Source organism: Phytopseudomonas argentinensis (assembly GCF_900113905.1).
Classification (GTDB): Bacteria; Pseudomonadota; Gammaproteobacteria; order Pseudomonadales; family Pseudomonadaceae; genus Aquipseudomonas; species Aquipseudomonas argentinensis.
Map to the genome: position 1 here is coordinate 475,333 of NZ_FORC01000002.1, position 23,187 is coordinate 498,519.

The following is a 23,187-nucleotide window of genomic DNA, read 5'->3' on the forward strand; positions in this document are numbered from 1 at the left end:
CGCCCGAAATCACCTGATTAGCATCACCGCAGTCCCGCTTCAGGAGCAGGCTTCATGAGTTTCACCCGTAGACAGGTGTTGGGCGGTCTGATCGGCCTTGGCGTGGTCGGTCTCGGCGCTGGCGGCGCGCGCTATTGGCTGGGGCGCCCGTTCGACCGCAAGACCCACGACTACGAGCTGATCGCCGCGCCCCATGATATCGAACTGGTACCCGGCCATGTCACCCCGGCCTGGACCTTTGGCGGCCAGGCCCCCGGCGTGGAGCTGCGTTGCCGCCAGGGCGACGAATTGCGGGTGCGTTTCATCAACCACCTGCCCGAGCCCACCACCATTCACTGGCACGGCATCCGCCTGCCACTGGAAATGGATGGCGTGCCCTATGTGTCCCAGGCGCCGGTATTGCCGGGCGAGTTCTTCGATTACCGCTTCGTCACCCCGGATGCCGGCAGCTACTGGTACCACCCCCACGAGTCCAGCGCGAAACAGCTGGGCCGCGGGCTGGTCGGCCCGCTGATCATCGACGAGCGCGAGCCGACCGGTTTCCGCCATGAGCGCACCCTGTGCCTGAAGAGCTGGCATGTGGACGAGGAGGGCGCCTTCACCCAGTTCAGCGTGCCCCGCGAGGCGGCGCGGGAAGGCACCCGTGGGCGCCTGTCGACCATCAACGGCGTGTCGTTGCCGACCCTGGAACTGCCGGCTGGGCAAGTGGTACGCCTGCGCCTGATCAACGTCGACAGCACCATCACCTACCGGCTCAACCTGCCCAAGGGCGATGCGCGAATCTACGCCCTGGACGGCAACCCGATCCAGCCGCGCCCGCTGGGCAAGGAATACTGGCTGGGCCCGGGCATGCGTATCGACCTGGCGCTCAAGGTGCCGGCGGTTGGCAGCGAAGGGCTGTCGCTGCGCAACGGGCCGCTGCGCCTGGCCACCATCAAGCCTGTCGCCAGCAGAGAACCTTCCGCCGAGTGGCCGCCGGCGCTGCCGCCCAACCCGGTGGCCGAGCCGGACCTCGCGCAGGCCGAAACCCTGCGCTTCAACTTCGAATGGGCGGCCTCCCTGGCATCGCCTGCCGATGAAGCTGCCGGCCGCTACAAGTACTGGCAGATCAACGGCCAGGCCTGGGACATCAACGACAAGACCTGCGCCGACCGGCCCATCGCCAAGCTGAAAAAGGACGGCCACTACATCTTCGTGCTGCGCAACATGGCCCAGTACCAGCACCCGATCCACCTGCATGGGTTGATCTTCAAGGTGCTGGATTCCAACCGCCGCAAGATCGAGCCGTACTACACCGACACCTTCCTGCTCGGCAAGAACGAGACCGCGCGTATCGCCTTCGTGGCCGATAACCCAGGGGTGTGGATGTTCCATTGCCATGTCATCGACCATATGGAAACCGGCCTGATGGCCGCCATCGAGATCGCCTGATTTGAGAGCCCGGATTTGAAAGCCCCCTTGATCATCGACCGCAGCCAGGACCAGCGCTTTATGCGCGAGGCGCTGGCGCTGGCTGCCGAGGGCGCTGCCCGTGGCGAAGTGCCGGTCGGCGCCGTACTGGTGCAGGGCGGCGAGGTGATCGGCCGCGGCTTCAACTGCCCGATCTCCACCTCGGACCCCAGCGCCCACGCCGAAATGGTCGCCATCCGCGCTGCTGCCCAGGCCGTCGCCAACTACCGCCTGCCGGGCAGCACCCTGTACGTGACCCTGGAACCCTGCGCCATGTGCGCGGGGCTTATCGTCCACTCGCGTGTACAGCGCGTGGTATTCGGCGCCAGCGAACCCCGCGCGGGCATGGCGGTAAGCCGCGGCCAGTTCTTCGACCAGAGCTTTCTCAATCACCGCGTGCTGGTGGAGGGCGGAGTTCTTGCAGAGGAGTGCGGTGAGGTGTTGAAGGCGTTTTTCAAGGCGCGGCGGGGTTAGTCGGGTTAAAGAACTAGGCCATAGGGCCAGGGATTCCCACAGGCCCGTGACAACACTCGAGGAGCATTGAGATTGATCAAAGCAGGGATGTTTGCAGTAGCGGCACTGCTGGGCGTATCTGCCCAGGCGGCGGAGCGGCAGGTGTATCTGGTGGCCACGGCGCAGTTGGACGGTTCCAATCTGGCCCAGAGCATCTTTCTGCATGAGCCGCAGATCACCGAGTTGCAGGGCTGTCTGGATGCCGTGCGCAAGGGCCAGCGCGGGCGCGACTGGCTGCAGTATCACCACATCTTCCAGCGCGATAGATTCAAGGGCTTCACCGGCCATATGCGCTACCGCTGTGTCTACAGCGACCTGCAGATCAGCGCCTGGTACGACAAGGTGCGCTACAACCAGCCATACCTGATCAGCATCGACGACGACGCGGTACTGAGCATCAGCCGCCCACCGAGCCTGGCGCAGTGCTCGACACGGTTGCGTGCCTTGCCAGCGAAGCAGCAGGCGCAGAGTTTTTGCGCCATGGGCAATCAGACCGTCACGCGCTGAGCCGTTCTCGCCTATCGAGCGCGCTCGAACACCAGGCTGACCTTGGCACCGCCAGGGCGCTGGAAGCTTTCGATCATGCGCTCGCCTTCTACCTCCATGCGCAGTTCCCGGGTGGTGCGCACGTCGCCGGTCCAGTTCGGGAACGACGAGCCTTCCACGGTGTTGCCACTGAAGTTGCCTTGCTCATCGACGGTATAACGCCCATACAGCGCCAGGCTGCCGGCCATCACCGCACGGTTTTCCGCGTCGGTGCCGCCGCCCCGCTGGTTGGACTGGAAGCGCGGAATGCGCGGATCGTGCAGAAATTCCACGAAGTGCAGATCCGGCGTGAACACCAGCCGGCCCCGCGGTTCGGGGCCGTAGGGATGGCTGATCACGCCGTCGCTTTCGACCGTGGCGGCGACCAGGTTCCAGGTGCCGGCAACCTGGTTCGGTTTCGGCTCGGCGTGGCTGCCCATGGCAGCCAGCAGCAACGCCGCCGCAGCGGCCAGGCGGATCAAGGAATGCGGGTACATATCAGGCCTCCCGACTGTCAGCCGAGAAGGCCACATCGCGTTGGGCTTCGAGGATCGCGAGGCGCTGGTTCAGGGCGCGGTGGATGTTCTCATAAGCGGTGCTGCCCAAGGGCAGGCGCAGGGGCGGGTTGGCCGCGTCGGCCGCCTGGATGATCGCCGCGACCGTATTGACGGCATCGCCGCGGATCTCGAATTCGCCACTGGCGATCATCCCGTGAACCTGGTCGGCCGGTGTGTCGCGATAGGCACCCGAAGGCGCAGCCAGGTCGAGCGCCGCGGCGAAGTTGGTGCGAGTCGGGCCGGGCTCGGCGAGGATGAAGTCGATGCCGAAGGGCGCGACCTCCTGGGCCACGGCTTCGACGAACCCTTCGATCCCCCATTTGCTGGCGTGGTAGAGGCTGAAGCCGGGGTAGGCGATCTGCCCGCCCTCGGACGACACCTGCACGATGCGCCCGCCGCCCTGGTCGCGCAGATGGGCCAGGCTGCGGCGGATCAGCTGGATCGAGCCGGTCAGGTTGGTGGCCAGCAGCCGGTCGATCTGCTCGTCGCTTACCTGCTCGGCCGGGCCGAACAGGCCGTAGCCGGCGTTGCTGACGATCACGTCGATACGGCCGAAGCGCTGGAAAGCGTGATCGATCACACGGCTAATCTGCGCGGTGTCGGTGAGGTCCAGCGCGAGCATCTGCAACTGCTCGCCATAGGCGCTCGCCAGGTCCTGCAGGGCCTCCTGACGGCGCGCGGTGGCGATCACCCGATCGCCGCGTTCGAGCAACTGGGTGGTCATGATCTTGCCGAGCCCGGACGAAGCGCCGGTGATAAGCCAGGTCTTGTTCATGCTGTGCTCCTTGATCATTACGTGAAGCGTTCACTCTAGTCCGGTTATTTGTTGCGATAATCGGCTTTAATCCGCATGAGCTGGTGAATGGGAGCGAACAATGAACAGGCCCACGCTGACCGATCTCACCGCCCTGATGGCGGTGGCGCAGCACCGCAGCTTTCGCAAGGCGGCCGATGAACTGGGGATCTCGCGCTCGTCGCTCAGCCATGCCATCGCCGCGCTGGAGCGTCGGCTGGGTGTGCGGCTGCTGCATCGCACCACCCGCAGCGTGGCGCCGACCGAGGCTGGCGAGCACTTCCTGCAGCGCCTGGCGCCGGTGCTGCAGGAACTGGATCAGGCCATCGATGCGCTGACCGAGGAGGGCGGCCATCCCACCGGCACCTTGCGCATCAACGGTGGCGAGGAGGCGATGCGTGTGTTGCTCAAGCGCGTGGTGCCGGCCTTTCTGCAGCGCTACCCGCAGGTTTCCCTGGATCTGGTCAGCGACGGTCACCTGGTGGATGTGGTGCGCGAAGGCTTCGATGCCGGCATTCGGCTGGCCGAGGCGGTGCCCCAGGACATGATCGCGGTCGCCCTGAGCGAGGATTTCCGCTTTCTAGCCGTGGCGTCGCCTGAGTACCTGGCCAGTGCCGGGCGCCCCGTTACGCCGGAGGACCTGCGCGCCCATCGCTGCATCCGCCAGCGCCTGCCCAGTGGCAAGCTGTACCGTTGGGAGTTCGAGCAGCGCGGCCAGGAGGTCGTGGTCGATGTGCCAGGGGCCATGACCCTCAACCATACGCAACTGATGATCGAGGCGGCCGTGGCCGGGATGGGCATCGCCTATGTGCCGGATATGGCGGCGCAGCGCTGGCTGGCGGACGGCAGGCTGGTCGCCGTGCTGGAGGACTGGTCGCCGCCAGTGGGAGGGTTGCGCCTTTATTACCCGAGCCACCGGCATGTATCGGCCGCGCTGCGGGCGTTTATCGAGGTGATGAGAGAGGTTCGATAGCTGTCGGGAGCCAGCGCCGCAGAGGGCTTAGAGCGGCGCCTTTTCCTGCTGCTCGGGGTGATCCTTGGAGACCCCCGGCACGTGCAAGCCGCTTTCGGCGACCTGGCTGCCTTCCAGCTGCGGCTGGGTCACCCAGGTGAGGATGTCGTAGTAGCGGCGGATGTTGCGCACGAAGTGCACCGGCTCGCCGCCCCTGGCGTAGCCGTAACGGGTCTTGCTGTACCACTGCTTTTGCGACAGGCGCGGCAGGATCTTCTGCACGTCGAGCCATTTGTTGGGGTCCAGGCCCTCGGCTTCGGTGAGCTTGCGCGCGTCTTCCAGGTGGCCGCCGCCGATGTTGTAGGAGGCCAGGGCGAACCAGGTGCGATCCGGCTCCTGAATGCTGTCCGGCAACTGCTCCTTGACGTGCACCAGGTACTTGGCGCCGCCCTGGATGCTCTGCTGCGGGTTGAGACGGTCGGACACCCCCATCGCCTGGGCGGTGCGCAGGGTCAGCATCATCAGGCCGCGCACGCCGGTCTTGGAAGTGGCGCCCGGTTGCCAGAGCGACTCCTGATAGCCCACCGCGGCGAGCATGCGCCAGTCCAGGCCGTGTTCCTGGGCGGCCTTGCGAAAGTGCTTCTCGTAACGGGGCAGGCGCTGCTGCAGGTGCTGGGCAAAGGTGTAGGCGCCTACGTAGCCGAGTACGTCGACATGGCCGTAGTAGCGCTCCTTGAGGCGCTGCAGGCTGCCGTTGTCCTGGGAGCGGCGCAGGAAGCCGTCGACCTGCTCGAGCAGGCTGGTGTCCTCGCCAGGTGCCACGGCCCAGCCGAGGTTGCGCGAGTCGCCAAGGTCGAAGCCGACCCGCACGTTGGGGAAGTACACCTGGTTCATGGCCAGTTCGTTGGAGTCGACCAGGGTCAGGTCGATCTCGCCTTCGTCGACCATGCGCAGCAGGTCGACCACCTCGACATCCGCCGACTCTTCATATTGCAGTTCCGGCTCCTCGAGCTTCAGCGCGGCGAGTTGCTCGGCATGGCTGCTGCCCTTGAGCACCAGGATGCGTTTGCCGACCAGGTCCGCCGGGCGGCTGGGGCGGCGCTGGCCGTTGCGGTAGACGATCTGCGGGGTGACTTCCAGATAGGGAACGGAAAAGCGCGCGCTCTGCTGGCGGCCTTCGCTCTCGACCAGGCCGGCGGCGGCCAGCACCGGGCCACCCGGTTTGCCGAGGCGGTCGAAGAGATCGTCGAGGTTGTCGGCGGTCTGGATTTCCAGCTTCACGTCCAGATCGTCGGCGAAGCGCTTGACCAGCTCGTATTCGAAGCCGGTTTCGCCGTTGCGATCCTGAAAGTAGGTGGCCGGGCTGTTGCGGGTTATCACGCGCAGCACGCCTTCCTCCTTGATCCGCTCCAGGCTGCTCGGAGGTTCCGCGCAGCCGCTGAGCATCAGGAGTAATCCGATCGCCGACAGCCAGCCGGCGTAGCGCTTGCCAATCAGGTAAGGAGAGGGCATCGGCGCAGTATACGCCAACGTCGTGCCGTGCCATATCTGGACAGCGCGGCTGTGCTCTGCTAGGCGAAAGCGCTTTGGCAGAGGGGCGCTGGCTGGCGGGCCAGGGCATGAGCGGGCGTGCCGCGCTCGTCGCTTTAGGCTAGAATATGCGCCCTCAAAGCACACCCCCTTCCCAGAGGCTGTCCCCTGATGCTGATCCTGCGCGGCGCTCCCGCCCTTTCCGCTTTTCGCCACGGTAAATTGCTCGAGCAACTGACCAGTAAAGTGCCTGCTGTGACCGGCCTGTACGCCGAGTTCGCCCACTTTGCCGATGTCGACGGTGCGCTGAGTGCCGACGAAGAGCAGGTACTGGCCCGTCTGCTCAAGTACGGCCCGAGCGTGCCGGTGCAGGAACCCAGTGGCCGCCTGCTGCTGACCATCCCGCGTTTCGGCACCATCTCGCCGTGGTCGAGCAAGGCCAGCGACATCGCTCGCAACTGCGGCCTGGAAAAGATTCGCCGCCTGGAGCGGGGCATCGCCTACTACGTAGCCGGCGAGCTGAGCGACGCCGAGGTGCAGCAGGTCGCCGCGCTGCTGCATGACCGCATGACCCAGCTGGTGCTGAGCAACCTGCAGGACGCCGCCAAGCTGTTCAGCCATGCCGAGCCAAAGCCGCTGACCGCCGTGGACATCCTTGGCGGTGGCCGCGCCGCGCTGGAAAAGGCCAACGTCGAGCTGGGCCTGGCCCTGGCCGAAGACGAGATCGATTACCTGGTCAATGCCTTCCAGAACCTTGCGCGCAACCCGCACGACATCGAACTGATGATGTTCGCCCAGGCCAACTCCGAGCATTGCCGCCACAAGATCTTCAATGCCAGCTGGGACATCGACGGCGAGAGCCAGGAGAAGTCGCTGTTTGGCATGATCAAGAACACCTACCAGATGCACAGCGAGAACGTGCTGTCCGCCTACAAGGACAACGCCTCGGTGATCGTCGGCCACACCGCCGGGCGCTTCTTCCCCAATCCTGAAACCCGCCAGTATGGCGCGGTGCAGGAGCCGGTGCACATCCTGATGAAGGTGGAAACCCACAACCACCCGACGGCGATTTCCCCGTTCTCCGGCGCCTCCACCGGCTCCGGCGGCGAGATTCGCGACGAAGGCGCTACCGGTCGCGGTGCCAAGCCCAAGGCCGGCCTGACCGGCTTCACCGTCTCCAACCTGAACATCCCCGGCTTCGAGCAGCCCTGGGAGCAGGCTTACGGCAAGCCCGAGCGTATCGTCACGCCGCTGGACATCATGATCGAAGGCCCGCTGGGCGGCGCCGCGTTCAACAACGAATTCGGCCGTCCGGCGCTGACCGGCTACTTCCGTACCTTCGAGCAATCGATCAGCACCCCCCACGGCGACGAAGTGCGCGGCTACCACAAGCCGATCATGCTCGCCGGCGGCATGGGCAACATCCGTGAAGACCACGTGCAGAAGGCCGAGATCACCGTTGGCGCCAAGCTGATCGTGCTCGGTGGCCCGGCCATGCTGATCGGCCTGGGCGGCGGCGCCGCGTCGTCGGTGGCCACCGGTGCCAGCTCGGCGGACCTGGACTTCGCCTCGGTACAGCGCGAGAACCCGGAAATGGAACGCCGCTGTCAGGAGGTCATCGACCGTTGCTGGCAGCTGGGCGACGCCAACCCGATCGCCTTCATCCATGACGTCGGTGCCGGCGGCATCTCCAACGCCTTCCCGGAGCTGGTCAACGATGGCGGCCGCGGTGGCCGTTTCGAACTGCGCAACGTGCCCAATGACGAGCCGGGCATGGCCCCGCACGAGATCTGGAGCAACGAGTCCCAGGAGCGTTACGTACTGGCCGTCAGCGCCAAGGACTTCGACCGTTTCCAGGCCATCTGCGAGCGCGAGCGTTGCCCGTTCGCGGTGGTGGGTGAAGCCACCGAAGAACCGCACCTGACCGTGACCGACAGCCATTTCGGCAACACCCCGGTGGACATGCCCCTTGAAGTGCTGCTTGGCAAGCCGCCACGCATGCACCGTTCGGTCACCCGCGAAGCCGAGCTGGGTGATGATTTCGACCCCCGCACCCTGGACATCGGCGAAGCCGCCGAGCGCGTACTGCGCCACCCGGCCGTGGCCAGCAAGAGCTTTTTGATCACCATCGGTGACCGCAGCATCACCGGCCTGGTTGCCCGTGACCAGATGGTTGGCCCCTGGCAGGTGCCGGTGGCCGACGTGGCCGTGACTGCCACCAGCTTCGACGTGTACACCGGTGAAGCCATGGCGATGGGCGAGCGCACCCCGCTGGCGTTGCTCGACGCCCCGGCCTCCGGCCGTATGGCCATTGGTGAGACCCTCACCAACATCGCCGCCTCGCGCATCGAGAAACTGTCCGACATCAAACTGTCGGCCAACTGGATGTCCGCTGCCGGTCACCCAGGTGAAGATGCCCGCCTGTACGACACCGTCAAGGCCGTCGGCATGCAACTGTGCCCCGAGCTGGGCCTGACCATTCCGGTCGGCAAGGACTCGATGTCGATGAAGACCAAGTGGAGCGAAGAGGGCCTTGATAAGAGCGTCACCTCGCCGCTGTCGCTGATCGTCACCGGTTTCGCGCCCGTCGCCGACGTGCGCCAGACCCTGACCCCCGAGCTGCGCATGGACAAGGGCGAGACCGACCTGATCCTCATCGACCTGGGCCGTGGCCAGAACCGTATGGGCGCCTCGATCCTCGCCCAGGTGTACAGCAAGCTCGGCAAGCAGGCGCCGGACGTCGACGACGCCGAAGACCTCAAGGCCTTCTTCGCGGTGATTCAGGGCCTCAACGCCGATGGTCACCTGCTGGCCTACCATGACCGTTCCGACGGTGGCCTGTTGGTCAGCGTGCTGGAAATGGCCTTTGCCGGCCATTGCGGCCTCAGCCTGCAGCTCGACGGCCTGGTCGAAAGCCGTGAAGAACTCGCGGCCTTCCTGTTCAACGAAGAGCTAGGCGCGGTGATCCAGGTTCGCCAGGACGCCACCCCGGACGTGCTCGCCCAGTTCAGCGCTGCCGGCCTCGCCGACTGCGTGGCGGTGATCGGCAAGCCGGTCAACAATGGCGACGTGGCGATCAGCTTCAACGATCAGCCGGTGTTCAGCGGCCAGCGTCGTCTGCTGCAGCGTCAGTGGGCGGAAACCAGCCACCGCATTCAGCGTCTGCGTGACAACGCCGACTGCGCGGATCAGGAATTCGACGCGCTGCTGGAAGAGGACAATCCGGGCCTGTCGATCAAGCTGGGTTTCGACGTCAACGACAACATCGCGGCGCCGTACATCAAGAAAGGTGTGCGCCCGCAGGTCGCCGTGCTGCGTGAGCAGGGCGTCAACGGCCAGGTGGAAATGGCAGCGGCCTTCGACCGCGCCGGTTTCGCCGCGCTGGACGTGCATATGAGCGACATCCTTGCCGGTCGCGTTGACCTCAACGACTTCAAGGGCCTGGTTGCCTGCGGCGGCTTCTCCTACGGCGACGTGCTCGGCGCCGGTGAAGGCTGGGCCAAGTCGGCCCTGTTCAACGCCCGTGCCCGCGATGCCTTCCAGGGTTTCTTCGAGCGCAAGGACAGCTTCACCCTCGGCGTGTGCAACGGTTGCCAGATGCTCTCCAACCTCAGCGAGCTGATCCCTGGCACCGAGTTCTGGCCGCACTTCGTGCGCAACCGCTCCGAGCAGTTCGAAGCGCGGGTGGCCATGGTCCAGGTGCAGGAGTCGGCATCGATCTTCCTGCGTGGCATGGCCGGTTCGCGCATGCCGATCGCCATCGCCCACGGTGAAGGCCATGCCGAGTTCGAAAGCGAAGAAGCCCTGCTCGAGGCCGACCTGTCCGGCACCGTGGCACTGCGTTTCATCGACAACCACGGCAAGGTCACCGAAGCCTATCCGGCCAACCCCAACGGCTCGCCGCGCGGGATTACCGGCCTGACCAGCCGCGACGGTCGCGTGACCATCATGATGCCGCACCCCGAGCGGGTGTTCCGCGCCGTGCAGAACTCCTGGCGCCCGGACGAGTGGCAGGAAGACGGCGGCTGGATGCGCATGTTCCGCAATGCACGGGTATGGGTCGACTGACCGACCTGCGCGCCCCATGAAAAACGCCAGGCAATTGCCTGGCGTTTTTTATTCAGGGCATTTGAAAGGTGCGGCGATTTCGGCTTCGCTTTGCTAAGGATTCGAATCGCCGAAGGTAGGCCGATGACCGCCTCTCGGCGCCAGTGAACGTCGCCCGATCCGGTCAGTCCGAATCTTCAGCAGTGTTGGCTGTATCACGAATCTCGCTAGGCAATGTGCCATTATGCTGTGGCATGATTAGCACATTGTTTTCAGCGACTTGCAGTGGAGTAGTTGATGTACAAACTGTGTTTCTACGTACCAGAGAGCCACCTGGAAAGCGTGAAAGCCGCGGTATTCGCGCAAGGCGCAGGTCGCGTCGGCGGATATGAGCACTGCTGCTGGCAGGCCCAGGGGCGCGGCCAGTTCCGCCCGCTGGAAGGCAGCAAACCGTTCATCGGTCAAAGCGGTGAGCTGGCCACGGTTGCCGAGTGGAAAGTCGAGATGGTGGTCGCTGACGAGCTGATCCATAACGCCGTCAAGGCGCTGAAGAAAGCCCATCCCTATGAAGTGCCCGCCTTCGAAGTGTGGCGCTTGTCCGATCTGCAATTCTGACCAGGCCCGCTGGTTGCCAGCAGGCCATCGATAGCACCATCCCGCCATTCATCCGCGCGCTTGGCGCCTGCCTCACTCGGAGATGGCCAGTTCCTGCGCGCTCTGCTGTGGACGGCGCTGGATGCTGCCGCAGGCCAGCAGGCCGACTTCGAACAGCAGCCACATCGGCACCGCCAGCATGGTCTGCGAGAACACGTCCGGCGGAGTCAGCAGCATGCCGACCACGAAGCAGCCAACGATCACGTAGGGTCGGCTGCGGCGCAGCGTGTCGACATCGGTCAGCCCGGCCCAGACGATGATGAAGGTGGCCACGGGAATCTCGAAGGCCAGCCCAAATGCCAGGAACAGGGCGAGGATGAAGTCCAGGTACAGGGCGATATCGGTCATCATCTCCACGCCATCGGGCGTGACGCTGGCGAAGAAGCCGAACATCATCGGGAATACCGCGAAGAACGCGAAGGCCATACCGGCATAGAACAGCAGGATGCTGGAGACCAGCAGGGGCACGGCGATGCGCCGCTCGCGGCGATACAGCCCCGGTGCCACGAAGCCCCAGGCCTGGTGCAGCAGCACCGGCATGCAGAGGAACACGGCAACCATCATCGTCAGCTTGAACGGCGCCAGGAACGGCGAGGTCACGCTGGTGGCGATCATGCTCGCGCCCTCGGGCAGGTAGCGGCGCAGCGGTTCGGAGATCAGCGTGTAAAGGGTCTGCGCGAACGGAAACAGGCCCAAGAAGGCCAGCACAATCGCCAGCAGGCAGCGCACCAGGCGCTTGCGCAACTCGCCCAGGTGGGCGGTCAGCGGCATGCTGCTCATGGGGTGCCCTCCGGTTTGCCGGCCACTGACTGCGGCGCGTGCAAGGTGGTGGCGCGGCGCAGATCCTGCTCCAGTTGCCGCAACGGCAGTGCATCGAGTTCCTTGTTCACGGCCTCGGCATCCAGCTCACGTTCCACTTGATCGCGCAGCATGGTCATTGCCCGTTTTGCCTGACCGAGGCCGCGGCCCAGGGTGCGGGCCGCCACCGGCAGGCGTTCCGGGCCGAGCACCAGTAACGCCACCACACTGACCAGCAGCAGTTCGGTGAAGCCTATCTCGAACATCAGGCCTGGCGATCCGTATGGCTGTGCGATTGCTGGGCGGCTCCCGACAGCGGCGCCTGCTGTTGCACCTGGGCTGGCGCGTCGTCCGCTTCGCTATTGCTGGCCATGGATTTGCGGAAACCCTGGATGGTTTCACCCAGATCGCCACCCAGACTTTTGAGGCGTTTGCTGCCGAACAGCAGGAACACGATCAACAGCACGATGACCAGTTGCCAGATACCGATGCCACCCATGAAAACTCTCCAACGCCATGAAATTGAAGGGCTAATCTGCCTGGGCTTTATGACGCTACGGTGACGCGGCGATGACGAAAAAAGGCGGCTGCCACCTCTCTGCAACATTCAGCCTGTTGACTGTCGGCTCTCTGCTTCGAGGGGTGAGCGATGGGGTGCAGGCAACAACGCGGTGCAGCGTTATTGATGGTGCTGGTGGCCCTGGCCATGCTCGCCGCTGGGCTGGCCTGGATGGTGCAGCAAGGGCGCCAGCAGGTCGACGCGGTGCGCCTGCAACAGCAGCGCATCCAGGCACGGGCTCTGGAGGTCGCCGGCCTGGCATTCGCCGAGCAGGCGCTGCGCGATCCTGCCTGGCGGCAGAGCCCGCTGTTCTGGCAAGCCCTGCGTGGGCAGCCACTGCGCTATGACTTCGCCGGCGGCGCGGCGACCCTGCGCATCCGCGATCTGCACAGTTGCTTCAACGTCAATGCGCTGGCCGGTCAGGAGGCCGAGCGGGCCGAGCGTCAGCTGCAGTATCTGCTCGGTGACGACCTGGCCGCCGAGCAACTGGTGCAGGCCCTGGCCGACTGGATCGACAGCGATGGCCAAAGCCGCCTGCACGGCGCCGAAAGCGATCAGTACCTGCGCCAGACGCCACCTCGGCTGGCGGCCAACCAACCCATGGTGGACATGAGCGAGCTGAATCTGCTGCTTACCCCGCAGCCGGAGCGGCAGCTCAGGTATCCGCAGCTCTGTGCATTGCCGCAGACATCGGGCTGGCGACTGAATGCCAATGCCCTGACCCTTGAGCACGTGCCCCTGCTGGAGGCGCTCTACGAGGGCGAGTTCGCACGTTCGCTGCTGGCACGCATCGTCACTGGCCGACCGGCCAACGGCTATCGTGATGCGGCGGCCTTGCGCGAGGCATTGGGCGCGGTGGACGACCTTACGTTCGAGCGGCTGAGTGAAGGACTCCTGCTCAACAGCGGCGATTTCATGCTGCAGCTCGAGTTCGAGCAGGATGGCCGTTTGATCAGCAGCCAATTCCAGGTGCAGGCTCAGGGGGTGGTGCGCTGGCACGCACAGGTGCCCGCGCAACGGGTGCAGGTGATCAGCCGGGAACCCTTGCCGTTCGCCTTGTAGCTAGGGTGATAGCAGGCGGTAACCTGAGACCCGTTCACGATCTCTGGCTATCTGGGCGCCTGTATCCTGTGAATCGATTGCAACAAGGCAAAAGCGGCCATCGAGTGTAGGAGGGGCTTTAGCCCCGAGCTTTTTATCATGGCAAACAAAGAACTCGAGGCTAAAGCCACTCCCACGAATTACGCGACCGGCTGCTTTCGCCCCACTTTGCAGCCATTACCGGTGCAATTACGGCGAGTGATCGTGAACGGGTATGAGAAGTGAGGGCCTGGACCTCGCTGCTGCTCGATCTAGGCGAAAAGAGGCGGCACGGGATTGCCCCGTGCCGCATGGGCAGGTCAGACGCCGATTTCGCCGCCGTCGTTACGCTGGATCACCACCGTCGAGGAGCGCGGGCGGACGGTGATGCCGGCTGGCGTTTCCTCGGTGGCCACGTCGGTATAGGGCCAGTTGCCCGGGTGCTGGATGTTGATGAACATCGACTTGTTGTCCGGGGTGAAGGCGATGCCGGTCACCTCACAGCCGTTGGGGCCGACGAAGAAGCGGCGCAGGTCCACCTGGTTCTGTGCGTTGACCGGTACCTGCTGGCCATTGGTGTCGACCAGGTTGGTGGGGATTACCGCCAGCATCTGGTCGTTGGTGTAGCTGGTCACGCTCGATTCGCCGTTGTCGGTCTGGATCCACAGGACCCCGCGGCTGTCGAAGCTCATGCCATCCGGGCTGGCGAACTGGTTGAGCTCGGTCAGGCCGGAGCGGTTGATGTCGGGAGTTCCCGAGGCATTGGCACCGAACACGAAGATGTCCCAGGTAAAGCTGCGCTGGTCGTCGCTGTCGTGCCAACGGATCACGTGGCCGTGGCGGTTCGGGCCACGCGGGTTGGCGGCGTCGACCTGCGCGGCGGTGCGCGCGCTGTTGTTGGTGAGGGTCAGGTAGACATCGCCATTGAGCGGGTTGACGGCGGTCCATTCCGGGCGATCCATGGGGGTCGCACCGACGGCATCGGCCGCGCCCCGGGTATTGAGGATGATCCCCGGCAGGTCGGTGAACTTGGCGTCCAGGGTACTGCCATCGGTGGTCGGGGTGGTCGCTACCAACGGGATCCACGCACCGGTGCCGTCGGCATCGAAGCGCGCCACGTACAGGGTGCCGTTGTCCATGTACTTGGCGCCGGTGGCCAGGCGGTCGCTGGGGTTGGCGTCGGCTGCCTCCCAGAGGGCATCGGACACGTACTTGTACAGGTACTCGTTGTTCGAGTCGTCGCCACTGTAGAACACCACCGGCTTGCCGACCACCGGCAGTCCCGGCCAGCAGCCCTCATGGCGGAAGCGGCCCAGGGCGGTGCGCTTCACCGCACGGGTGCTGGGATCGAAAGGGTCGATTTCGACGATGTAGCCGTAAGTGCTGGCTTCGTTGCGGTAGTCGTCGGTGGCCGACGCCCCGCTTGGGGTGACGTTGAAACGGGTGAATTCGTCGTTCTGCTCCGAGGCGTCCCCGGCGGCGGTTTCCCAGCCATATCGGCCGGTGCTGGTAGCGATACCGATACGTGCCTGATCGGCAGGGCGGGTGCTGGTATTGATGAAGATCGACGGCCAGTTCTCTTCACAGGTCAGGTAGGTGCCCCAGGGGGTATAGCCGTTGCCGCAGTTGTTGTTGGTGCCGCGGGTCTGGGTGCCGGTCGGCGAGAACTTGGTCTTCAGGTGGTCGGTGCCGCTCAGCGGACCGGAAATGTCCATGACCGTGGAGGTGGTGAAGCGGCGGTTCAGTGGGTCGTTATCGACTACCTGCCAGCGACCATTGACCTTGCTGATGCGCACGACACCCGCGCCATGGGCGTTGATTTCCTTGCGCACTTCCTCGGCCGGGCGGCGGCCGTTGACCGTGGTCGGGCCGTTGGGGTGCAGGGCGTCTTCGTCGATATACTCGTAGTTGACCGCCAGCAGGCCGTCTTCGGAGCTGCCGTTGATGGGAAAGTAATGCATGCCGTCATGGTGCATGCCGGCGGCGTTTTCCTGGTCGGTGGCGGTGTTGCTGCCATCGGCTTTCCAGGGGTTGGCCAGGGAATTGAACGGGGTGCCCCAGGGGGCCAGCACGTAGGCGCTGTAACCGGCCGCTACCACGCAGGCATCGGTGCGCGAACCGGCGATGGACTGGAAGCCAAGGGCCAGTTTCGGCTCGGCCGGTGGCTCGCTCGGGGAGCTATCGTTGCTGGAGCCGCCGCCGCTGTCGAAGCAGCCGGTGAGGCCGGTGCCCGCGATCATCGCGATCGCGGCGCCCAGGCCTCCGCGCATCACGCTGCGGCGGCTCAGGTACGCATCCAGAACCGATGCCATGGGCAGGTTGCCACTGGTATTGCGATCCAGGTTATCGCCGGTATCTCGACTCATCAGATCATGTCCTTTTTTTGGTTAAGCGGCTTGAGGAAACCGGGACTTTAGAGACCGCGTGTGATGATTTTTTGGCAGTTGTGTTAATGGCTATTGAAAGCTTTATGACGCTAGCTTTCTGATTTATCTGAATTTTTCAAATTTGATTCGGCCCAGGGCTGTCGAATAACCGCCATTAAACTGTCACATAAGCTGCCCAGTATCCCGCCCCGACAATGCATAAAGGCGAGGCGGGCGAGGCGATGACAGGCATCGGCAGACGGGACGTGATGAGCTGGATGGGCATCGGCGCGATGGCGCCGCTGCTCAGCGCCTGCTCGGGCTTCGCGACCCCGCGGCCGGACGGGCACGCGGAGCTGGATCTGCTGTATGTCGCCGATACCCTGGATGCGCGCCAGCCGGGTCAGCCGGTGGTGCCGGCCACCCGGCTGGGACCGGTTTCCCACCTTGGACGCGCGCCCTGGCTCAGCGGCAGCCATGCCCACCAGGCGCGCAGCGAACTCAACCCGCTGCTTGATGCGCGCCTGGCCGAGGGCGTCAGCACCGGCGGCTATGCCGTGCTGGGCGCATTGCTCGAAGAACTGCGCCAGCGCCAGGGTGCCGAGCGCTGCCTGACCCTGGAGAACGGCCAGGGTTGGAACGGCAGCGGGCTGACCTATCTGACCCAGGGCGAGAGTGGCGTCCAGGGCAGCCAGCTGCTGGGCAGCGAGGTACGGGTCAGCAGCGATGAGCGAGTGTTGTGGCCACAACGCTGCGCCGGTCTCTATCGACAATTTGCCCGGCCGGTGCTGGGCGCGGGCCTGGCCGAGGATCGGGCGCAGGCACTGGGCGTGCAGCCCTTTACGCTGATCCGCCGCGCTGGCCTGCGGATCGCGGTGGTGGGAGTTACCGACCCTTATGCCGGGGACCAGCAGGCTTCCCTGAAACAGTGGTATCAGTCGCTGCTGCCGGCCTTCAAGCAGGCGCGTGGCCAGGCCGATCTGGTCATCGCCCTGGCCGATGTGGGCACCGGGCCCGGGCTGTGGCTGGCCGAGCGGCTGGGCGACGCCGATCTGCTGCTGTGCGCCCGCGGGCAGGATTTCTGGCCGGCACCCATCGAGGTGCTGCAGAGCAGCGGCAGGCGGGTGCCGGTGGTGCTCGGCGGCTGCCGGGCCAGCGGTGCCTTTCATATCGGCTGCAAGCGCCAGGCGGGGCAGTGGACCTTTGTCGCGCGCTTTCACCCGGCTTTCGAACAGTTGCTTTCCCCAGCAGGCCAGGCCCATGCGGCAAGCCTGCGTAGCCAGTTGCAGAGCCAGCGCGCGCCCCATGCCGCCTGGCTCGATCAACCGCTGGCCAGGGCACCGCAGGCGCTGTGGCGCCGTGATACCCGCGGTGGCAGTTGGGACCGCCTGCTGCACCAGGCACTCTCCGAGGACGGCCAGATGCAGGTGCTGCTGCCCGGCCTGCGTTACGACAGCCCGGTTGCCGCCGGCCAGGCGATCACCCGTGAACAGTTGATCAGCCTGACCGGCGGCTACCCGGCTGCCGTGGTCGAGGCGCCGGTAAAGCCGCTCGAAAGCGTGCTGGAAAACGCCGCCGACCAGCTGTTCGGCGACCCCTTGTTGCTCGACAACAGCCAGGACCTGCCGCGCTGGCAGGGGCAGGCCTGGCAGGTCAGCTACAGCCCTAGTGGCAAGCGGGTTTCCGGCCTGGCGCCACTCGAAGGCCTGTGTCGCAGCGTTTCCCTGAGCGCCGATGCTCGCGGTGAACCCCTCTGGCAACGCGTGGAAACCTGGCTGAGCAGGCAGCCGGCCGACTGGCAATTGCCGGCTTTGCAGCTGCCCAGCGTGCGCTACGTGCAGGGCCATCCCGGCTGGCACCCCAGAGGCGTCAGTTGACCAGCGCGCCGCGTCTGTGGAACGGCCTGTGGCTGACCCTCGCTGCGTGGCTGGCGGCGCAGTGCGTGCTGCTGCTCAGCCGTGAACCACAACCGGCCCGTGCCGCCGCCGTCGAGGTGACCGCGCCGCCCGGCCTGTTGGTGGGCCACTGGCAGTTGCAGGGCGATGACGGCGCAGTGCCGCTGACCCGCCTGCCGGTTCAGTACCTGGGCGGGCTGCGTGCGCAGCCGCTGAGCGCCACGGTGGTGGTGCTGCGCTACGACCAGCAGGTGCGCAGCTACCGCCGTGGGCAACGCCTCGCCCCCGGCATCGTGCTGCAGGACATCGACGAAACAGGGCTGATTTTCGATAACCAGGGGCGGCGCGAGCGCCTGCCCTGGCCGCCACGGCCTGCCGTGACCGGCTTCAAGCGGCAAGGATAAGAGATGATCGTTCGCTACTGCCTGGCCGCTGTGTTGACCCTGGGCGCTACCCAGATTCTGGCCGATGAGCTGCTCGACCTGCCGGTCGCCGAGTCGCCGCTGTACGAAGTGAATTTCGTCGACACCGAGCTCAGCGAGTTCATCGACAGCGTGTCGCAGATCACCGGCATCACCTTCATCGTCGACCCGCGGGTCAAGGGCAAGGTCACCGTGCGCACCGTCGAGCGCCATGACAGCGAGGCGATCTACGACATCTTCCTGGCCCAGCTGCGTGCCCAGGGCTTCGCTGCGGTCAACCTGCCCAACGGCAGCGTGAAGATTGTGCCTGACCAGGCCGCACGCCTGGAACCGGTGCCCGTGGACCCCAGCGGCGGGCAGCCGGCCGCCGGCGACGGTATCGCCACCCGGGTATTCAGTGTGCGCAACGCTGCCAGCGAGCAGCTGCTAGGCATCATCAAGCCGCTGATCGATCCTCGGGTCGGGGTCATCACCCCGTATCCTGCCGCCAACCTGCTGGTGGTCACCGACTGGCGCAGCAACCTGGCGCGTATCGACCGCCTGCTTGCCGAACTCGACCAGGTCAGTGACGAGCCGCTGCAGGTGATGCCCCTGCAGTACGCCAGCGCCGCCGACACCAGCGCGCTGATCACCCGCCTGCTGGCCAGCGACAAGGACAGCGATGCCGCCCAGGTGATCGCCGATCCGCGCAGCAACGCCCTGCTGGTGCGCGGCAGCGCCGACAGCCGGGAGCGGGTGCACGCCCTGCTGACGCAACTGGATCGCCCGGGCGGCGAGCTGCGCGCCTCCAACACCCAGGTGATCTACCTGCGCCATGCCAACGCCAGTGAGGTGGTCAAGGTGCTGCGCGGCCTCAGCCAGGAGGCGCCCCAGGCCCCGGGCGAGGGCACTCAGGGCGCTCAGGGCGCACGCCTGCCGATCAGCGATTCCGGGGTGCGCCTGGAATACGAGGAAGGCACCAACGCGGTGGTGATGGTCGGCCCGGACAGCGAACTGGCGGCCTACCGCTCGATCGTCGAGCAACTGGACATCCGCCGCGCCCAGGTGGTGGTCGAGGCGATCATCGCCGAGGTTTCCGACTCGCGCGCCGAGGAGCTGGGCGTGCAGTGGCTGTTCGCCGACGAGAAGCTCGGCGCCGGGGTGGTCAACTTCAGCGCCGGTGGCGCGAATATCGCCAGCATCGCCGGTGCGGCCGCCAGCGGTGACAACGCCGCCCTTGGCGAGCTGCTTTCGGGCGTCAACGGTGCGACCGCCGGCATCGGCAATTTCGGCGGCGGTTTCAATTTCGCCGTGCTGCTCAATGCGCTGAAGAGCAAGAGCGGCTTCAACCTGCTGTCCACCCCGACCCTGCTTACCCTGGACAACGCCGAGGCGTCGATCCTGGTGGGCCAGGAAGTGCCCTTCGTCACCGGTTCGGTGACCCAGAACAACAGCAACCCGTACCAGACCATCGAGCGCCGCGAGGTCGGCGTGAAGCTGCGTATTAAGCCGCAGATCAACATCGACAACAGCGTGCGCCTGGACATCGTCCAGGAGGTGTCGTCGATCGCCGATTTCGCCTCGGCCAGCGACGTGATCACCAACAAGCGCGAGATCAAGACCAAGGTGATGGTCGAGGACAACGGCCTGATCATCCTCGGCGGGCTGATCAGCGATGAAACCAGCAATACCGATCAGAAGGTGCCGCTGCTCGGCGATATCCCCGGCCTCGGCCGCTTGTTTCGCTCCACCGGCAAGAGCGGCGTGAAACAGAACCTGATGGTGTTCATCCGCCCGCGCATCCTGCGTGACGGGCCGAGCATCGCCAGCTTCAGTGCCGAGAAATACCAGAACCTGCAGCGCGAAACGGCCCTCAAGTTGCCGGCGGTGGACGGCGATGCCGGGCTGCAGAGGCTGTTCCCGGCCAGCCGCGCGCGCCTCGATGGGGGTGCCTGGTAATGAGCCTGTTGCCCTATCGCCTGGCCCGGCAAGCCGGCCTGGCCTGGGTGCCCGGGGAGGGCTGCTGGAACCTGTGGCTCTGTGAGGACGCCGACACCGACCAGTTGCAGGAGCTGTTGCGCGTCGAGGGTGTGCCGGCTGCGGTGTGTCGCTTGCCGCGGGGCGAGTTCGAACAGCGCCTGGGCCAGCTGTACCAGGCCGGCGAGGGGGCGAATGCGGCGCTGATCGAGGGTATTGGCGAGCAGGTCGATCTCGACAGCCTGATGAATGACATGCCGCGCATCGAGGATCTGCTGGAGAGCGATGACGAGGCGCCGGTGATCCGCCTGATCAATGGCCTGTTCGCCCAGGCCCTGCAGTTGCAGGCCTCGGATATCCATATCGAGACCTTCGAGCAGAGCCTGGTGGTGCGCCTGCGTATCGACGGTCACCTGCGCGAGGTGCTGCGCCCGCCACGGGCGTTGTCGGCGATGCTGGTGTCGCGGATCAAGGTCATGGCGCGGCTGGACATCGCCGAAAAGCGTCAACCCCAGGACGGCCGTATCACCCTGCGCGCTGCTGGTCGCGAGGTCGACGTGCGAGTGTCCACCCTGCCGGGCATCCATGGCGAACGGGTGGTGATGCGCGTGCTCGACAAGCAGGCCAGCCTGCTGGCACTGCCCAACCTGGGCATGCCGCCTGCGGTGGAGCAGGGCCTGCGCGCCTGCCTGGGTCGCCCCAACGGCATCGTGCTGAGCACCGGGCCGACCGGCTCGGGCAAAACCACCACGCTGTATGCCAGCCTCAACAGTCTGAACGACGGCAGCCGCAATATCCTCACCGTCGAAGACCCGGTGGAGTACGCCATCACCGGCATCGGCCAGACCGCCATCAACCCGCGTGCCGGGCTGACCTTCGCCAGTGGCCTGCGAGCGATCCTGCGCCAGGACCCGGACGTGATCATGCTTGGCGAAATCCGCGACCGGGAGACCGCGCAGATCGCCGTGCAGGCCAGCCTCACCGGGCACCTGGTGCTGTCGACGCTGCACACCAACAGCGCGGTGGGTGCGGTGACCCGGCTGCGCGACATGGGTATCGAGCCCTTTCTGATCGCCTCCTGCCTGCGCGGCGTGCTCGCCCAGCGCCTGGTTCGCCGCCTGTGCAGTTGCGCCGAACGACGCCCCCTGCAGGCCGCCGAGCGACAGCTGATGCCGGAGCTGTCCGGGCTCGACCACAGCTTTCATCCGGTCGGTTGCGTGCAGTGCCAGGGTAGCGGCTACCAGGGCCGCCTGGGACTGTACGAATTCATCGAGCTGGACGACGGGCTGATCGCGCTGCTGTACAGCGGCGCCAGCGAGGTGAGCATGCACGCCTACCTCGAGGAGCGCCGGCAGAGCCTGGCGGCCATGGCCTGCGATTGCCTGGCCCGCGGCGACACCAGCCTTGCCGAAGTGCTGCGCGCGGTGCAGGGCTGAGCATGCCGACCTATCGCTATCAGGCCGTCGACCTGGCCGGCAAGACGCACAAGGCCAGCCTGCAGGCGGACAGCGAGCGCCATGCCCGGCAGTTGTTGCGCGAGATCGGTTTGTTCGCCCGTGAGTTGCAGCGCCATGATCCGCAAAGCCGCCAACCGCGCCGCCAGCGGGTCAGCCGCGCGCAGCTGTGCGAACTGACCCGGCAACTGGCGACCCTCATCGGTGCCGGCATTCCGCTGGTCGACGCCCTGGGCACCCTGGAGCGGCAACTGGTTCAGCCGGCCCTGCGCAGCCTCTTGGTGGCGGTACGCGGCTCGCTGGCCGAGGGCGTCGGCCTGGCCCGCAGCCTGGCCCGCCAGGGCGGGGTGTTCTCGACGCTGTATTGCGCGCTGGTCGAGGCCGGTGAGCGCTCCGGCCGCCTGGCCCAGGTACTGGGGCGCCTCGCCGAGCACCTGGAGCAGGTGCAGCGCCAGCAGCACAAGGCACGCACCGCACTGATCTATCCGGCGGTGCTGATGGGGGTGTCCCTGGCCGTGGTGATCGGCCTGATGACCTTCGTGGTGCCCAAGCTTACCGAGCAGTTCGCCCATGCCGGGCAGAGCCTGCCGTGGATCACCACGCTGCTGATCGGCATCAGCAACACGCTGGTGCTGCTCGGGCCGTGGCTGCTGGGGGCGGCGGTGTTGTCGGTGGTACTCGGCAAACTGCTGCTGCGCAAACCGCACTGGTGCCTGCGCCGCGATGATCTGCTGCTGCGCCTGCCCCAGGTCGGCGTGCTCCTGCAGGTGCTGGAGAGCGCCCGGCTGTCACGCAGCCTGGCGATCCTGGTCGGTAGCGGGGTGCCATTGCTGGAAGCGCTGCAGGTGGCCACGGCCACGGTCAACAACCGGCGTATCCGCCTGGCCCTGGAACGGGTCGGCAGCGAGGTGAAGGGCGGCGTCAGCCTGCACCGTGCGCTGGAAGCCAGCGGCCATTTTCCGCCGCTGCTGTTGAACATGGTCGCCAGTGGCGAAGCCAGCGGCACCCTGCCGGACATGCTCGAACGCGTGGCGGACAACCAGGAACGTGGCTTCGCCCGCCAGGTGGACACCGCCATGGCGTTGTTCGAACCCTTGATGATTCTGGTGATGGGCGGCGTGGTGCTGTTCATCGTAATGGCCGTGCTGCTGCCGATCATGCGGCTCAACCAGGGCCTGACACTGTAAGGAGGAGCGCAATCATGCGCAGCAATCGTTTCACTCAACGGGGCTTCACCCTGATGGAAATCATGGTGGTGATCTTCATCATGGGGCTGTTGATCGCCGTGGTCGCACCCAGCGTGTTGGGTAGCCAGGACAAGGCCATGAAGCAGAAGGTGATGGCCGACCTGTCGACCTTCGAGCAGGCCCTGGACATGTACCGCCTCGACAACCTGCGCTTCCCCAGCAACGAGCAGGGGCTGTCGGCGCTGGTGGCCAAGCCGACCGTGGAGCCGCTGCCGCGCGCCTGGCGCGCCGACGGCTATATCCGCCGCCTGCCCGAGGACCCGTGGGGCAATCCTTATCAATACCGCAGCCCCGGCGAGCATGGTCGGGTCGATGTCTACTCGCTGGGCGCCGATGGTGTCGCGGGCGGCGAGGGCATCGATGCCGACCTGGGCAACTGGGAGCTTTGAC

20 protein-coding genes are annotated in these 23,187 nt (G+C 65.8%); 13 read left to right on the plus strand and 7 right to left on the minus strand.

What is annotated here, in order from left to right:
• The first annotated feature begins 54 nt into the window (after positions 1–54).
• From BM154_RS10745 to BM154_RS10755, 3 genes are all read left to right on the plus strand, one after another.
• Positions 55–1,431, plus strand: a complete 1,377-nt coding sequence (locus BM154_RS10745; protein ID WP_074883113.1) for a multicopper oxidase family protein — start codon at positions 55–57, stop codon at positions 1,429–1,431.
• A gap of 15 nt (positions 1,432–1,446) precedes the next feature.
• Complete coding sequence (gene tadA / locus BM154_RS10750; protein ID WP_074883117.1) at positions 1,447–1,923, plus strand: tRNA adenosine(34) deaminase TadA; 477 nt, start codon at positions 1,447–1,449, stop codon at positions 1,921–1,923.
• A gap of 87 nt (positions 1,924–2,010) precedes the next feature.
• Positions 2,011–2,469, plus strand: coding sequence for a hypothetical protein (locus tag BM154_RS10755; RefSeq protein ID WP_074883120.1), 459 nt, complete (start codon positions 2,011–2,013; stop codon positions 2,467–2,469).
• 11 nt (positions 2,470–2,480) lie between these two features.
• Here the strand turns inward: BM154_RS10755 and BM154_RS10760 are convergent, their stop codons facing one another.
• Together BM154_RS10760 and BM154_RS10765 are read right to left on the minus strand one after the other, a co-directional pair.
• On the minus strand, positions 2,481–2,984 hold the full coding sequence (locus tag BM154_RS10760) for a lipocalin-like domain-containing protein (RefSeq protein WP_074883122.1): 504 nt from the start codon (positions 2,982–2,984) through the stop codon (positions 2,481–2,483).
• A 1-nt stretch (position 2,985) separates the two neighbouring features.
• On the minus strand, positions 2,986–3,819 hold the full coding sequence (locus BM154_RS10765) for an SDR family oxidoreductase (protein WP_074883125.1): 834 nt from the start codon (positions 3,817–3,819) through the stop codon (positions 2,986–2,988).
• A gap of 100 nt (positions 3,820–3,919) precedes the next feature.
• Between BM154_RS10765 and BM154_RS10770 the strand changes: the two genes are divergently transcribed.
• Complete coding sequence (locus BM154_RS10770; RefSeq protein WP_074883128.1) at positions 3,920–4,810, plus strand: LysR family transcriptional regulator; 891 nt, start codon at positions 3,920–3,922, stop codon at positions 4,808–4,810.
• Positions 4,811–4,837: 27 nt separating this feature from the next.
• On the opposite strand, the gene mltF is transcribed toward BM154_RS10770, so the two are convergent.
• Complete coding sequence (gene mltF / locus BM154_RS10775) at positions 4,838–6,301, minus strand: membrane-bound lytic murein transglycosylase MltF (protein ID WP_074883131.1); 1,464 nt, start codon at positions 6,299–6,301, stop codon at positions 4,838–4,840.
• A 189-nt stretch (positions 6,302–6,490) separates the two neighbouring features.
• On the opposite strand from mltF, the gene purL reads away from it, so the two are divergent.
• Both purL and BM154_RS10785 read left to right on the plus strand, forming a co-directional pair.
• Entirely contained in the window at positions 6,491–10,387 is a 3,897-nt protein-coding gene (purL, locus tag BM154_RS10780; protein WP_074883134.1) for a phosphoribosylformylglycinamidine synthase, read from the plus strand.
• Between the two features lie 276 nt (positions 10,388–10,663).
• Positions 10,664–10,981, plus strand: a complete 318-nt coding sequence (locus BM154_RS10785; RefSeq protein WP_074883137.1) for a YqfO family protein — start codon at positions 10,664–10,666, stop codon at positions 10,979–10,981.
• 72 nt (positions 10,982–11,053) lie between these two features.
• On the opposite strand, the gene tatC is transcribed toward BM154_RS10785, so the two are convergent.
• From tatC to tatA, 3 genes are read right to left on the minus strand one after another with little or no spacing between them, the layout of a single operon-like run.
• Positions 11,054–11,800 carry a twin-arginine translocase subunit TatC gene (tatC, locus tag BM154_RS10790; RefSeq protein WP_074883140.1) on the minus strand — a complete coding sequence of 249 codons (747 nt, stop codon included), beginning with the start codon at positions 11,798–11,800 and terminating at the stop codon, positions 11,054–11,056.
• Positions 11,797–12,084: a Sec-independent protein translocase protein TatB gene (gene tatB / locus BM154_RS10795; protein WP_074883143.1), complete on the minus strand. Its 288-nt coding sequence runs from the start codon at positions 12,082–12,084 to the stop codon at positions 11,797–11,799. Before tatB ends, tatC begins: the two co-directional genes overlap by 4 nt.
• Positions 12,084–12,317, minus strand: a complete 234-nt coding sequence (gene tatA / locus BM154_RS24645) for a twin-arginine translocase TatA/TatE family subunit (protein WP_074883145.1) — start codon at positions 12,315–12,317, stop codon at positions 12,084–12,086. Before tatA ends, tatB begins: the two co-directional genes overlap by 1 nt.
• Before the next feature lie 150 nt (positions 12,318–12,467).
• Between tatA and gspK the strand changes: the two genes are divergently transcribed.
• Positions 12,468–13,439 carry a type II secretion system minor pseudopilin GspK gene (gene gspK, locus BM154_RS10805; RefSeq protein ID WP_074883148.1) on the plus strand — a complete coding sequence of 324 codons (972 nt, stop codon included), beginning with the start codon at positions 12,468–12,470 and terminating at the stop codon, positions 13,437–13,439.
• A gap of 338 nt (positions 13,440–13,777) precedes the next feature.
• Here gspK and BM154_RS10810 read toward each other — a convergent pair whose 3' ends face one another.
• The gene (locus BM154_RS10810) at positions 13,778–15,823 is read right to left on the minus strand and encodes a PhoX family protein (RefSeq protein ID WP_074883152.1); all 2,046 of its coding nucleotides are present in this window, start codon (positions 15,821–15,823) and stop codon (positions 13,778–13,780) included.
• Between the two features lie 242 nt (positions 15,824–16,065).
• Between BM154_RS10810 and BM154_RS10815 the strand changes: the two genes are divergently transcribed.
• Genes BM154_RS10815 through gspG form a run of 6 tightly spaced genes read left to right on the plus strand, consistent with a single transcriptional unit; the run spans position 16,066 to position 23,186 of the window.
• Positions 16,066–17,700: a bifunctional UDP-sugar hydrolase/5'-nucleotidase gene (locus BM154_RS10815; protein ID WP_074883154.1), complete on the plus strand. Its 1,635-nt coding sequence runs from the start codon at positions 16,066–16,068 to the stop codon at positions 17,698–17,700.
• Positions 17,697–18,122, plus strand: coding sequence for a pilus assembly protein PilZ (locus BM154_RS10820; protein ID WP_074883156.1), 426 nt, complete (start codon positions 17,697–17,699; stop codon positions 18,120–18,122). The genes BM154_RS10815 and BM154_RS10820 overlap by 4 nt, the downstream gene beginning before the upstream one ends.
• Before the next feature lie 3 nt (positions 18,123–18,125).
• Positions 18,126–20,078: a type II secretion system secretin GspD gene (gene gspD, locus BM154_RS10825; RefSeq protein ID WP_083414538.1), complete on the plus strand. Its 1,953-nt coding sequence runs from the start codon at positions 18,126–18,128 to the stop codon at positions 20,076–20,078.
• Positions 20,079–20,083: 5 nt separating this feature from the next.
• Positions 20,084–21,532 (plus strand): GspE/PulE family protein, encoded by a 1,449-nt coding sequence (locus tag BM154_RS10830; RefSeq protein WP_083414575.1) that lies wholly within the window; start codon positions 20,084–20,086, stop codon positions 21,530–21,532.
• 2 nt (positions 21,533–21,534) lie between these two features.
• Positions 21,535–22,737: a type II secretion system inner membrane protein GspF gene (gspF, locus tag BM154_RS10835; protein WP_074883162.1), complete on the plus strand. Its 1,203-nt coding sequence runs from the start codon at positions 21,535–21,537 to the stop codon at positions 22,735–22,737.
• 14 nt (positions 22,738–22,751) lie between these two features.
• Complete coding sequence (gene gspG / locus BM154_RS10840; protein ID WP_074883165.1) at positions 22,752–23,186, plus strand: type II secretion system major pseudopilin GspG; 435 nt, start codon at positions 22,752–22,754, stop codon at positions 23,184–23,186.
• Position 23,187 lies beyond the last annotated feature (1 nt).